The organism is Vibrio sp. dhg (assembly GCF_003443775.1).
GTDB lineage: Bacteria > Pseudomonadota > Gammaproteobacteria > Enterobacterales > Vibrionaceae > Vibrio > Vibrio natriegens.
This window is the reverse complement of record NZ_CP028944.1, coordinates 1,252,506-1,266,536: the sequence shown is the minus strand read 5'-3', so window position 1 is coordinate 1,266,536 and position 14,031 is coordinate 1,252,506. Positions and strand designations below refer to the sequence as shown.

Below are 14,031 nucleotides of genomic sequence, written 5' to 3'. Positions count from 1 at the left end.
ATACCTTATTTTGCACCTTGTTCATGGTAAGGGTCGCAGGCGTCACGTAAACCGTCACCTACAAAGTTCATCGCTAGAATGGCAATAACCACACTTGCTGCTGGAATTAACAGCCAGATTGCATCCGCTAGTGCACGGATGTTTTGGGCTTCTTGTAACAATACACCCCAACTCACCATAGGTGGTTGAAGGCCCAGACCTAAGAAGCTAAGCGCCGTTTCGCCCAAAATCATGCTCGGAATGGCTAGCGTAACCACTGCGATGATATGACTTAGGAAGTTTGGCACCATGTAACGGCGGATAATTTCAAATGGCGAGTTGCCATCTAACCATGCCGCTGCAACATACTCTTCGCTCTTCAATGACATGAAGCGGCTGCGGACAACACGAGCCATATCAGGCCATGCAACCAAACCTAAGATAATGGTGATCAGGAAGTAACGCTGCAACGAGCTCCAGTCATTAGGTAATGACGCACCTAGCGCCATCCAAAGTGGAAGCGTTGGTACCGATTTAACAATTTCCATGGTGCGCTGGATGAAGTTATCCACTCTGCCACCAAAGTAACCGGAGATACCACCCACCAAAATACCGATGAAAAAGGTAAAAAATACACCAATCAGACCAACCGACAGTGAAATACGCGCACCATGAATTAGTCGCGATAACATATCGCGTCCCATTCGATCAGAACCGAGGATGAAGAAAGGATCACGTTTATTCTTAGGTACAAGTAACTTGTACTTCATCGGAATGAAGCCCGCTAGCGTGTACGGTTCTACCTCACCAAAAAATTCAAAGTAAACTTTCTTCTCTGGATTCTCGGTGTAATGACGTTTTAGCGAACGAGGGTCGGTTTTCACTGTGTAGCCGATTAAATGTGGCGCCCAATCCCAACCTTCGTTGGTTTTCTCAAACAGGTTTACCTGTTGCGGCGGCGCGTAAGTGTATCGACGCCAGTTGTCACTTGAGTTAAACGGTGCAAAAAACTCCGCGAATGCAGCGACAAAATAGATTAGAGCTAAGAACCACATACTGTACCAAGCCAGTTTGTGGCGTCTTAATTTAAGACCAATCAATTGCCAGGCGGTTGCTTCCGTTAGGTCAATCTGTTTTTTCTTTCGCTTCCATACTCGAGCAAATATGCTATTGGCAGGAGCAGTTTGAATATTAGCTGTCATGATGATTACTCCTCGGTTAAAGACCAGCGCGTACGCGAGGGTCTACCCAATACATGATGAGGTCAGAAATGATGGTGCCGATAATGGTTAAGGTAGACATCAGCAATAGAATGTCGCCAGCTAGGTACATATCTTGGTTACGCAATGCGCTAAGCATGGTTGGTCCCATTGTCGGGATGTTCAACACCTGGCTTACAATCACGTCTGCACTGATAAGAAGTGGTAACTGCCAACCAATCGTCGCAGCAAGTGGTAGACACGCGACACGAATAGGGTATTTAACTAAGAGCGTAAATTCTTTTTGGCCTTTCGCTCGTGCGGTTTTTACATAAGGCTTTGTTAATTCATCGAGCAAGTTGGCACGCATAATACGAATGATACCCGCCATACCTGCGGTACCCGCAACGAGAATATACAACCAGCTACGACTAACACCGTCCATGAATTTGTCGAAACTCATAGGTTGAGAGATATACTCTGGCGAGTAAAGACCAGACAGCATCACGTCAAAAGAGTGATAACCAATTAGCAAGGCAACAATCGCAATAACAAAGTTAGGCGTTGCCATACCAATGAAGCCAAATATGGTTGCGATGTAATCGCCAAATGAGTATTGACGCAGAGCAGAGTAAACACCGATTGGAATAGCCAACGTAAATTTGAAAACCAGTACGGCACAGGCTAAAAGAATGGTAGGTAACAGTGTAGGCTGAATGTTATCCCAAACTGGTTTATTGTTAACCAGAGAAAGCCCCAGATCACCTGTAAGTAGACCTCCCATCCAACTTATGTAACGCTCATGCAACGGTTTATCCAAACCAAACATTTCACGCAAAACAAGTATCTGCTCTGGGTCGACATCTTGACCCATAGCGGCCATTTCTGCGATTTTTGCAGAAGCAAAATCACCTGGTGGTAAATCAATAACGACAAAAACTAAAATAGACACGACCAGCAAAGTGGTAAATACCGCCGCTAATCTTTGTCCTATATACAGAAAAAAACTGCTCATAATTATTCCTACATTTGCAACTTCGCAAACAGTTAAAACAAAAGGTTCGTTAGCCGCAGCTGCTAGTGACTGCGGCTAACAGGTCTGGTTTAACCATACCTAGTTCAACGAAATTACTTTGATTCCTTCCAAAGTTGAGCGGTACGCATTGGACCTGGCGAAGCGATACTGTATGAGTTTGGAACCTCAGTATCAGCGTTGCGAACGCCTTTACGAATGATCACACCTTCATCCAGAGGCTGAACCGTACCAATCACATAGAAGTTTTCTTTCGCAATATCAATAATTTGCTGCATCAACTTAGACTGTTCTTCATGAGAAGACGTTTTACCCATAGCTTGGTAAAGCTCAATTTGCTTCTTAATGTGCGCAGGTGGCTCAACAGCATTAGCGTGTGAAGTATCTGTCATCCAGTAGTAGTAGCCTAAGCCCCAGGTAGACTCTGGGTTTTGAGGTGCATAGCTGCGGAAAGTATCCAACACACCGATACCACCATCACCTTTCGCTGGCGCTAAATCATATTCATTCGCCAAACGTTGAGTTTGCAGGTAAGAACCTTCAACGATACGGATATCCAGGAATACGCCCACGTCTTTCCAATCGTTTTTCACAAGCTCAAGAATGTCTGTGGTTTCACCAACGTGCTGTTGGTTAACCAACGCTTCAATACGCAGGCGGTTGCCATTTTTATCCAGGCGGTAGCCATCGTCGTCTTTCTTATTCAGACCGACTTTGTCTAACAGTTGGTTGGCAAGTTCTGGGTTGAACTCTGTGTATTGAGTTGCAAATTCCTCATCGTAGAATGCACTACCCTCTGAAGGCGCTGCTTGGTAAGGCGCAACGACACCAGAGAAAATAGTCTCACTAATACCTTCACGATCAATTGCGTGAGAAAGTGCTACACGGAAATCTTTGTTAGAAAATAGTTCACGCTTAACTGGATCTTTGTGCGTTTGGTTTAAGCCAAGGATCTGCGCGTTCATGCTAGTACTTGGACGAGTCGCGTAAGTGTAGTCACCCTTCTTCTCGTTTTCGATGAGCATTGGACGGTACTTAGCTACGCCAATATGACGAGTTTGGAAGTCTGTCTCACCAGCGGCAGCGCGAAGAACCATCTCTTCTTTATTCTCAGAGTAAGAGAAGTAAACCGTATCTAGGTAAGGTAATTGGTTACCCGCCGTATCGACTTGCCAATAGTATGGGTTGCGTTCCCAAATTGCATATTGCGTTTGCGGACCTGGAGCGACTTTTACTTTCCAGGCGTTTACTGTAGGGCGGTCTGGGTTTTGGTAACTTTCTTGGAAGTAAATCGCGCGACACTTAGTTTGGAAGTATTGCTGCCAGCTATCAAAGCCAGCGGCTTTTGCTTCTTCAGTCACTTTAGCGTTTACTTCAGGCAAAAATTGCTCACAGTAATGTTTCGGGAACTGAACGATGTTAGAACCATCCGTGTTCGCCAATTTACGAATGAACATACCATCGGCATTTTTTAGCGTGATTTTGATTGTGTGTTTGTCGACAACGGTACCGACTGCATCACCTGATTGACGAGCATAGAGTGGTTTGTTGCCAGACCAGTCTTCACGGTTAATTAAATCTAGGTAGAACTTGATGTCTTCCGCTGTAAACTCTGTTCCGTCAGACCATTTAACGCCTTTGCGCAAGCTGATCGTGTACTCTGTAAGCTCTGGGTTTACTGTGTAGCTAGTCGCTAGATTTGGCTCAATACCCGTGTAGTGACGGTTAAAGTTGAATAAGTTGTCGTACTTAAGCATACGCATACGGTGACCACGGTCCGCTTTTAAACCAAGCAGACGCAATTCACCACCGTATTGACCGATAGATTCAATCGGCTCAACAACAAGTGGGTTTTCAGGCAAACGCTCAGAAACAGGGGCTAGTTGCCCAGCTGCCACCAACTCTTTTAGCTGTGGGGCTTCGTTGTACGTATCCGCCAAAGCAGAAAAAGAGACAGAGGCTGCAACCGCGATAGCGACTTTGCCAAGTAGAGGTAAGCTATTCTTATAACTCATCAGTAACTCCCTGATTTGTATACAAATGTAAAGATTAATTCTTTCGCACTTCGCGTAGCTATTTAACTCAGCGAGGCACATTGCCAGCGTTCACGGCGACAATATACTGGTGTGTACCGGGTTCGATACGGCCAGTAATGGCAGGAACACTAGCTTGGGGATAAAGTAAATTGGTGTTGGGTGCGCATGGGTAGACTCGAGTTTTCCCCTCACCTTGCAATAAAATCAGTTCACTAAAGAGCCGCTCAGACTCCACTCGTGCTGGCTGAATCACCTGATGGCTAAACCAAGCTGACCAGCCATCTACGGCATACCCTGTCATCACAAATTCCAAAGCAAAGTCTGTGGTGATTTCATGGCTGCGAAGTTCACCCTGCTCAGTAAATTGTTGGCGCGTTTTCACCACACAACCTTCAAACGGCTGCCATAAAGAGACCAGTGAATCGCCTTCGCGATAGCTATTGATATTTCGGGTGCGACTAAACCATTGACGAGTCTGTGGATGAGCAAAAGCAAAAATATTGTCTCCCGCCCAACCCTGATCCAACCAATTAGTTGATTCAACACACAGTCCGTGCGCGGAGCTGTAGGCAAACTTGCTGTATTTGTCATTACAATTACGCAGCTCGTTTGCAGGTGCGCTATTGGTCAGCAGATAACTGCCCTGACGGCGGGTAATCAGGTGGCGTTCACCAATCCACGTGGCGGGCATATTGCTCGATAATGGTTGTTCTTCTACCGTCCAAAATGGATGCTGTTCAGGTAAATAAAGTGCGTTAAAGGCTTTAAGTGCCAGAATCGGTGACGCGTAACTGGTATAGAATTCACTCACGAGCAAGTTAGGGTAAGCAAAGCCCGGTAGCAACTGTGCCTGTTGATCCCAGATTGGCTGATTCGCCCACCAGCGCATGGTTTGCATCCAGTAGCTTTTTGCCGTTGCGATATCAATACCAGGATGTTCAGTACGCGCCAATTCTGCCCAAAAAGCAGCACCAGCAAAGCGATAATTCAACGAGCGGCCGTAGCACAGAGGCTGACCATCTTCGCCAAACCAATATTGATAGCGATGAGAAAACTCTATTGCACGGTCAAGCAAAAGCTGACTGCCAGCACTCTGATAGTTGTCCCAGCGGGCGTATACCAATGCGTAAAGTTGGAAAGCAAACGGGTTGTAATAGTCCACCACACCTGTGAGACCATCTTGATACCATCCGTTTGTTAAATGCATTTCATCAATAAAAGCGAGGTCTTGTTCAAGCACCTGTTGCTGAATTTCCACACCCAACAACGATAGTGCTTTTAAGATCAGAACCCTAAACCAGCGCCAGTTATTAGGCGGCAACTCTAAATCGGAGACAGAATTTAACCAAGTCACAAGGTTAGTGCGCTGCTCGCGATCTAACGGCTGCCAGTAAAATTCGTTAGCATCGATCAACGCGACTGCAATCGATGACATCTCCACAACACGTTGGTCATAATTGCGTGGAAACTGCCAAAAGTCTTGGTGCATGGGATTGGTACCGTTGGCGATCAACTGGCGCAACTCGGCATGCTCATCTTTCAGCGCCTCTCCAGCTGGCACTGCGCCCCACATCAAACGACAAACATGTTCGATACCCGCAACGCTTTCTGTATAGTGCGCCGCGCTATTAAAGTGCGGCACGTCTTGTGTTGTTCCACGAACAACATCCATTTGGCGCTCTACAATCGCTTTTAGCATTTTCAGCGTTTCAGAACGGCCTGTGCATCCTTGCTCCGTATTTGCCAAACAATTCAAACTTATTGCCACGGGTTACTCGCTTAACAACAAAATCATCAATGAATGAATTAAAACTCATAACCTATAATTATTGAAACGCTTTTTTATATTTTTGATATAAAGATCAAAACTACGTTTTATTTTTTTAGTTCAATGCCCACCTAGCTCACAAAATTGAACTACCAAAAACAATAAAATTAAAACAATGTTTCATTTATTAATAATTTGCTTTCTTAGCATAGATTAAACGGGTTCTGATGTGCTGGGCTGATAGGACTACGGAATTGTAAGCACGCTGAAATAGAAAAATTAGCCTATGACAGCATGCCCTTTAACAATGCCAGCAGAATTGCTCAAAGGATGGATGCGCACACCAGCCTAGGGATGGCGCATAAATCGAGCGTAATAGAGAGGTGGCAAGCCACGTTGCAAACATCGCCCCATCGCATCAAGGTAAGGGCGAAGATGAGAGAAAAACTGATAATACCCGTCACACAGATAATGCTTTGCCGATATAGATAACTCCCCGTTTGCATCGATCCGCTGCGCAGGGCAAGCGCCATGACATAGCGAACGTTGGTCACATCGCTGGCAATGGATTTGGCTACCAGTTGGCTTGCGGGTAGCAAATTGTTGCTGGATCGGTGTTTCTATCAAGTCAGGGTAATCTCGCTGGTTGATATTCCCCACTTTAAATTCTGGATAAACAAAATGGTCACAGCTATAGACATCACCATTGTGCTCAATCACAAGATTCTCCCCACACTGAGGGGCGTGTACACAAATAGAAGACGGCATACCCAAATGCATACCAAGCGCATTATCAAAATGGCTGACGTACACCTTACCAATGTCACCTTTACGCCACTCTTCAAACACATCCACCATAAACTGGCCAAACTGCGTCGATGATACACTTCGCTCCGAAACACCTTTACCTTTTTCCGGTTCAACAATTGGAATGAACTGAATAAATGTCACCCCAAGTTGTGTCAGGTGCCGATATACTCGTTTACCATGATTGCCGTTGTGGTTTTGAATCACAGTCAGCACATTGGTATCGACCTGATACCTTTGTAGCGCCTGCAAACCTTGGATCACCTGACGATAAGAGCCCTTCCCACTGCGTGTTTTGCGGTAGTAGTCATGCAGTTCTTCATCACCATCAATACTGATCCCAACCAAAAACTCATGCTGTTTAAGAAACTCAGCCCAACTGTCATTAATCAGCACACCATTGGTTTGCAGCGTATTGATGATCTTCATTCCCGGGCGGGCATATTTTTTTTGCAGCGCCACTGCCTGGCGAAAAAACGCCAACCCTCTTAATGTCGGCTCCCCACCCTGCCAACCAAACGTCACTTCCGGACAACCAGCAGGCTGGCTCTCTATGTAGCTTTTTACGTGTGCCTCAAGTGTCGTGTCCCCCATATCAAACTGCTTGGTTTGCGGGTAATAGTCGGTTTTGTCGAGATAGAAGCAATAGTCGCAATCTAAATTGCACAAAGGTCCAATCGGTTTGGACAAAATATGAAACGGACGCTTTGCTTTCGCTTTACTGATGGGAATAATAAGTGACACCGTAACTACACCTTGTTATTAGTTGACGAATTATTTTAAAACGCCATTTTAATTTATCATCAATCCGTGATCGCAAACAACATTTATAAAACAATGTTTCAATATAATATTTCAAACCCTCTATTATTGTGAATCATGAAAAAACCCAATTTACTCTATGTATTCCCCGATCAGTTCCGCCTGATGTCGTTAGGTATCTGGCAAAATCCTGACTATCGTGACTTAGTTCCCGGTGTGGGGGACCCTGTCCATACACCCAACCTTGATGCGTTTATCCAACAATCAACGTTGCTTAACAACGCAGTAAGTAACTGCCCAGTTTGTAGCCCACACCGCGGTAGCTTGATGACCGGGCAATTCCCGTCACGCAGTGGTGTACCGCTGAACTGTAACTCAGACCGCGTTGATTCAGAGTTGCCAGAAACTGCGATTTGTTTCACTGATGTTCTGTCAATGTCAGGCTATCACGTCGGTTATATCGGCAAATGGCATTTGGATGTACCGACACCAAATGATCCAGTGCAGCCCGGTCATTACGTTGACCCGAATGTACCTGCCTGGGACTCGTACACCGAGCCACAGCGCCGCCATGGAATCGATTATTGGTATGGATACGGCACGTTTGATGAACACAACAATCCCCACTACTACGACACCGATGGCCGCCGTCACGAACCAAAGGTATGGTCGGCAGAACATGAAACCGACAAGGCGATTGAGTATCTGAAGAACGAACAAGGCCAGCGCGACGCAAACAAACCTTTTGCGCTGTTTATGTCGATGAACCCGCCACACAGCCCATACGACAGCCTTGACGATTGCCGTATGGAAGATTGGTTACGTTACAAAGACACGCCTGTTGATGAGCTTTTATTGCGCGAAAACGCTGATACGAGCCTCGAAAAAGCCAATAGCGCGCCTTATTACTTTGCCAATGTTACAGGCACCGACAGTGAGTTCGGCCGTCTGGTTGAGACACTGAAAGCGATGGGTGAATGGGACAATACCATCGTGGTATTTACCAGCGACCACGGAGAAACCTTGTGCAGCCAAAGCGTAAATGATGCCAAAAACTGCATCTATAACGAGGCATTTTCAGTACCTTTCATCGTAAAAGATGCTGATCAGAGTCAGGCAAATCAACACCCAGCCTTTTTGAGCAGTGCTGATATTATGCCAACCGTACTGGGATTGATGGGGCTTTCATCATCTTGCCCAACCAATATTCATGGCCGCAATCTCGCTGAGATTTTCCGCTCAGGTTCGATGGATACCAGCCCGACTTACGCTCTCTATCTGAAGAACATGAATACCGCGCCAGGCGCAGACGGTAAAATCCGTGGCTATTTCGCTTCCGTGCGAGGCATTAAGACTGAGCGCTACTCCTTAGCACTGCATATTGATGATTTCGGCCAAGTCGAAAAAACCCAATTTTTCGACAACATCCAAGATCCCTACCAAACCAATAATCTAGCTTTCGACCCTGAACAAGCGGACCTTCGTCGCCTATTGCGCGCCATGGCAGAAGAATTGGTTCGAACCGACGATCCATGGGCTGACGGCCGAGTGCTTGATCACTTGCTTCCATATGACTTGTTCATTCACAGTGGAACCGATAAGGAATTCTCATGAGTAACGATACACTCCCTAATGTAATTATTATGTATGCCGATGATCTCGGTTTCGGCGATTTGAGCTGTTACGGTGCCAACGACATTCCAACGCCTAACCTGGATAAACTGGCTGAAGAAGGGCTTAAGTTCCATCAAGGTTATGCCACGGCGGCGACGTGTACGCCTTCGCGCTATAGTTTACTGACTGGCTCTTATCCTTGGCGTAACCCTAACGCAGCTGTTTTACCTGGCGATGCCCCGCAGATCATCACCATCTCTGATTTTACGATGCCAAAAATGTTCCAAAAGGCTGGCTATCGCACCGGCATCGTCGGTAAATGGCATTTAGGGCTCGGCAATGGTGAACTCGATTTCAATCAAGAAATTCAGGGAACACCAAACGATGTCGGTTTTGACGATTCCTACATTATGGCTGCGACCAATGACCGTGTTCCATGTGTCTACATCGACAATCGCCATGTTGATAACCTCGATCCTTCAGACCCGATTGAAGTGACCTACGATTGGGATCAAGCCTTTGATGACGTACCTACAGGCCGTCACAACCCAGAGCTTCTGGATGTCATGTACGATCATGGCCACGACGGCACGATCATCAATGGCGTTAGCCGTATCGGTCACATGCGCGGCGGTCAATCCGCAATCTGGGATGATGAAACCATGGGCGAAGTCTTTGCCGACAAAGCCATTGAGTTTATCGAGCAAAACCAAGATCAGCCGTTTTTCCTTTACTACGCCTTGCATCAACCGCACGTACCGCGTATTCCGAACCCTCGCTTTAGAGGCGTGACACCTCACGGTGTTCGCGGCGATGTAATCGTCGAAATGGATTGGTGCATTGGGCAGGTCCTCGATAAATTGGAAGAGCTGCAACTGGCTGATAATACGATCGTGATCTTCTCCAGCGACAACGGTCCGGTATTAAACGATGGCTATAAAGATCAAGCGGTTGAGTTCAACGGCGAACATCGAATGGCTGGCCCACTGCGCGGCGGTAAGTACAGCCTGTTTGAAGGTGGTACCCGAGTGCCATTTATTGTCCGCTGGCCAAACGGCGCTACCCGAGGAGAAACAGAAGCCTTGTTCAACCAAGTCGACCTTTATCACTGTTTTGCTCAGCTAACCGGCAGTGAACTGCAAGAGGAAGAAGCGCCAGATAGCCAACCACTGCTAGACACGTTACTGGGTAAGGAACCTCAAGGCCGAGACAATATGGTGCTTGAAGGGATGCAATACAAAAAGGTATTCAGAGACCAGCGTTACGCTTATATTCCGCCGCACGATGACGATTTTATCTGCCAATATACGGGGAATGAAAAAGGCAATCTCTCCAGCGCTCAGTTATTTGATTTACAGGATGATATTGGCCAGGTTGTTAACCTCGCCGAGCAGTATCCCGAAAAAGTAGAAGAGTTAGCTGCTCTGCTTGAAAAGAGTATTAAAGCACCACGCACTCGTTAATCGCTTCTCTTAGATGTACTGGTGATTGGAGACAGTTTACAAGCGATGTTTGGTACGCAGTCTGACTCAATTAAGTCAGAAGTGCACAGCGTACTTGCGACCTCCTGATCTTACCTCCCTCCATCTGGGTAAGATTTGCCAACCTCCCTGTGAGGTTGGCTTTTTCGTTTTTCCTTTATTGCAGGTTTTTGACCGGTGACGAATTAAGAGCGTTCCAAAAGCGCATTAAGGTTTCGGGCGATCTCTTCAGCCGCCAGCATTCCGCGGTTGAGTGACCACAGTTGCGGTGAAACCTCGATAACTTGTTGCTTTTTGACTGAAGTCAGCAATTTGAACAATGGATTTTTGCGCCATTCATCGACAACATTGGGGGTGGAATACAGCCCAATCAGTAACCAATCTGGGTTAGTTTTGAGAAGAAACTCAAAACTTGTCGGCAAATAAGCCGTTTGCGTTTTGTCGTCCAGAGGACTGTTTAGCCCCAGAGTCGTTAACACTCCACCAGCGTAAGACACCGGACTATGTAGCCACATCCCCTTATCCGAGACGACGCCAAACTGTATGGTCTCTTGAGTAGCAAAGTGCTGTTTGAACTGCGCCATCGTTTGATGATGCTGCTCGACTCGCTGCATCATTTGATCTTGCTTTCCAATCGCGACACCAATTTTTATTGCAGACTCCAGATTCTCTTGGTATGTCTCACCACGACTTTTTAGTAGCAATGTTGGCGCTATTCGCTGCAAATCCTCAAAGATAGTACGATGACGTTCCGCGTCAGCAATGATGAGATCAGGCTTTAGCTGCGCAATCACTTCTAGGCTAGGCTGTGATCTAGCACCAACAGACTGCCAAGGCTCAACTTTCTCTCTAACGGCGGCAATGACGCGTGTTGGGTCTTTATCATCGGCAACACCAACTGGCGACACATCTACTGCGGCTAAGGCATCCACAAAAGAAAACTCTAAAACAACGACACGTTCTGGAATCGTTTCTATCTCGAATGTGCCCTGCTCATCTTGAACGGTGCGCATCTGAGCCATGGCTGAAGATGAAGCAATGACAAGCATAAGCAACATTAGTGAACACACCAAAAAACGGTCAGTCGCCAATCGAGCTTTATTTTCCATAACAATATTCTCCAATACTATGATCGGCAAAGTCGCCAACTTAAGCTGACGACTTTTTTCTAGATCAGTAAATCAAGTTCAAGGCACTAAAACTGGTAGTTCAGATCAAGCGTGTATGAGCGTCCAGGTGCTGGGTAGCGACCAACAGGGCTAGTATCGATTCCGCGGAAGTAATAATCTTCATCAAACAGATTGTTCACGGCGACATTCATGCGCAGCTTACCTTTTTCATCCTTGTATAAGTCCGTACCTAAGTTAAAGTTCCAGACCATATAAGACGGTACTTTACCAGTTGCTCCCGTACTATTCTCAGAGCTAGTGTTGGCGTTATCGGTATACGCATCGCTGAAATAGAAACCAGATAAAGTGGTATCTACGCCAGAGAAGACATAAGTCGCATCCCAGCCAAGTTGGTGCTTGGAAGAAAACGGTAGCTGATTGCCTTTGTTGTCACCGTCTTCTTCGAGTGTGGCATCTAAATAGTTGTAGCTTGCCCCCAGGCTGAGTAACGGTAATGACTCGGGAACATATCGAGCTGACAGTTCAATACCCTGATGCAGTGTTTTACCAATGTTGTCAAAAGTTTGCGTCGCACTCTGCCATTGCAGTTGATCCTCGAAATCAACGCGGTAAATCGCCGCGTTGAAACTTGTCTCGTTCTGAGTAAAACGCGCGCCCACTTCGTAGTTCCACGCCAACTCACTGCCCTCTTCACCCAAGCCTCGAATGTAAGCAATCTGAGGTGCACGCAGAGATTTTTGCGCATTTGCGTACGTGACCCACTGTTCATTGAGACTATAAGCCAGCGTCAAACCGGGTAACCACTCCGTCACTTTATTATCTGCGCTTTGTTCTTTTCCAAGATCGTCAAAGCTCATATCAACCGATTCAAAACGCAATCCAGGCGTGATTTTGAGTGTATCGTTGAATAGACCAATTTCATTGCTGATGTAACCAGCAAACGCATCGGTATCTAAGTGCCAGTCACGCGGTACATTGGTGGTACCTCCAGAGATAGGCGTTTGCGTAAGTTTGTAATCGATATCTTCGTTTACGTAACGAGCACCAATAATCCAGTTTTGAGTAACGGACTGACCTTCACCAAAATACATTGCTAATTTCGGCTCGATACCATACACAGTAAATTCGCGAGGTGAGGTACGAATATCAGTGGACGGCAAAGCGGGATCAGCCCAGTGCCCACCAGCACTATTAAAGCCCCACTGGAAAAAACGCTCGGATTGATGACCAAAAGTGAGTAACTCAAGTTCAGCACTGTCTGCAAAGGCTAAATCGTGAATGTATTTTACGCTCCAACGCGTCGATTCACCCTGATACTCATCGTATTGGCGTTTCGACTGCTGACGGTCTTGCTGATAATCTTCAGGAGAAAGTGCACCCGGCATTTGAGTGTCTGCTTCATAACGTTGAATAAATGCCTGAAGCTCTTGCGTATCAGTAAGTAACCACTGAACTTTGGCTTGGAAATTTTTCACATCCGTATCTGAATGTTCACGGAAGCTCTCACCTTTTAAAAAGTTACCTTCCAATTGCAAAGCGAAAGTATCACTCAGCCAACCGCCGGTTCTCAGGTAAAAGTCATTAAGAGGCGTGTCTCCACCTTCAAATACTGTCAGACGATTACTGATCTCCGTCTGCCAAGTGTGGGGAATCGGTTTGGTGACTAAGTTGATCACGCCACCTACATTGTTTGGTCCGTACTGAACCGCCGCTCCGCCGCGAACAATGTCAATTCGTTCAACCATGGACAACGTCGCTGGGAAAATAGACTGACCAGTATGGCCATATGGTGCGAGAGTTAGGGGAACACCATCCATGAGCATTTGAGCATGACCACTGCGACTCGCATTTAAACCACGCACTGAAATGTTGGGTAGGACTCCCGTTCCGGTTTCATCCTGAACTTTGATACCAGGAACACTTTGCAGCGCGCCATCAATCGAGCTTGCCGCCGTTTTTTTGATTTGATCACTGGTGATGATGGTTCGTGCGCCTGGATATTCTTTAACATCTTCAATTTCAGAATTACCTATCACGCTACCCGTAACAACAACGGTTTCCATTGCTGTCGTATTGACTTCAGAAGGTGAAGCACTTGCCTGAGATACTATCGTTGTTGAAGCTAGCGAGGACACTATCGCAATAGCCAAAGGATGCATGGTCAACATTTTGTTCATTCGTTCATTCCGTTTCATTATATATGACATACAAATACGAATGAG

General features: G+C 46.3%; 9 protein-coding genes. 2 read left to right on the top strand and 7 right to left on the bottom strand.

All coding sequences use genetic code 11. The features are described 5' to 3' along the window. Positions 1–5: 5 nt before the first annotated feature. The 5 genes from DBX26_RS21425 to DBX26_RS21405 all read right to left on the bottom strand — a co-directional run bounded on the left by DBX26_RS21425 (position 6) and on the right by DBX26_RS21405 (position 7,566). Complete coding sequence (locus tag DBX26_RS21425; RefSeq protein WP_014235059.1) at positions 6–1,181, bottom strand: ABC transporter permease; 1,176 nt, start codon at positions 1,179–1,181, stop codon at positions 6–8. Between the two features lie 16 nt (positions 1,182–1,197). Continuing rightward, positions 1,198–2,193 carry an ABC transporter permease gene (locus DBX26_RS21420; protein WP_014235060.1) on the bottom strand — a complete coding sequence of 332 codons (996 nt, stop codon included), beginning with the start codon at positions 2,191–2,193 and terminating at the stop codon, positions 1,198–1,200. A gap of 113 nt (positions 2,194–2,306) precedes the next feature. Then, positions 2,307–4,226, bottom strand: a complete 1,920-nt coding sequence (locus DBX26_RS21415; protein WP_118120833.1) for an ABC transporter substrate-binding protein — start codon at positions 4,224–4,226, stop codon at positions 2,307–2,309. Between the two features lie 67 nt (positions 4,227–4,293). Next, positions 4,294–6,015 (bottom strand): DUF2264 domain-containing protein, encoded by a 1,722-nt coding sequence (locus tag DBX26_RS21410; RefSeq protein ID WP_118120832.1) that lies wholly within the window; start codon positions 6,013–6,015, stop codon positions 4,294–4,296. A 348-nt stretch (positions 6,016–6,363) separates the two neighbouring features. Further along, on the bottom strand, positions 6,364–7,566 hold the full coding sequence (locus DBX26_RS21405; RefSeq protein WP_118120831.1) for an anaerobic sulfatase maturase: 1,203 nt from the start codon (positions 7,564–7,566) through the stop codon (positions 6,364–6,366). Between the two features lie 135 nt (positions 7,567–7,701). On the opposite strand from DBX26_RS21405, the gene DBX26_RS21400 reads away from it, so the two are divergent. Together DBX26_RS21400 and DBX26_RS21395 are read left to right on the top strand one after the other, a co-directional pair. Next, positions 7,702–9,198 carry a sulfatase gene (locus DBX26_RS21400; protein ID WP_118120830.1) on the top strand — a complete coding sequence of 499 codons (1,497 nt, stop codon included), beginning with the start codon at positions 7,702–7,704 and terminating at the stop codon, positions 9,196–9,198. Beyond that, the gene (locus DBX26_RS21395) at positions 9,195–10,661 is read left to right on the top strand and encodes an arylsulfatase (RefSeq protein ID WP_118120829.1); all 1,467 of its coding nucleotides are present in this window, start codon (positions 9,195–9,197) and stop codon (positions 10,659–10,661) included. Before DBX26_RS21400 ends, DBX26_RS21395 begins: the two co-directional genes overlap by 4 nt. A gap of 203 nt (positions 10,662–10,864) precedes the next feature. On the opposite strand, the gene DBX26_RS21390 is transcribed toward DBX26_RS21395, so the two are convergent. Continuing rightward, the gene (locus DBX26_RS21390) at positions 10,865–11,788 is read right to left on the bottom strand and encodes a Fe(3+) dicitrate ABC transporter substrate-binding protein (protein WP_118120828.1); all 924 of its coding nucleotides are present in this window, start codon (positions 11,786–11,788) and stop codon (positions 10,865–10,867) included. A gap of 86 nt (positions 11,789–11,874) precedes the next feature. Then, positions 11,875–14,004, bottom strand: coding sequence for a TonB-dependent siderophore receptor (locus DBX26_RS21385; protein WP_118120827.1), 2,130 nt, complete (start codon positions 14,002–14,004; stop codon positions 11,875–11,877). Positions 14,005–14,031 lie beyond the last annotated feature (27 nt).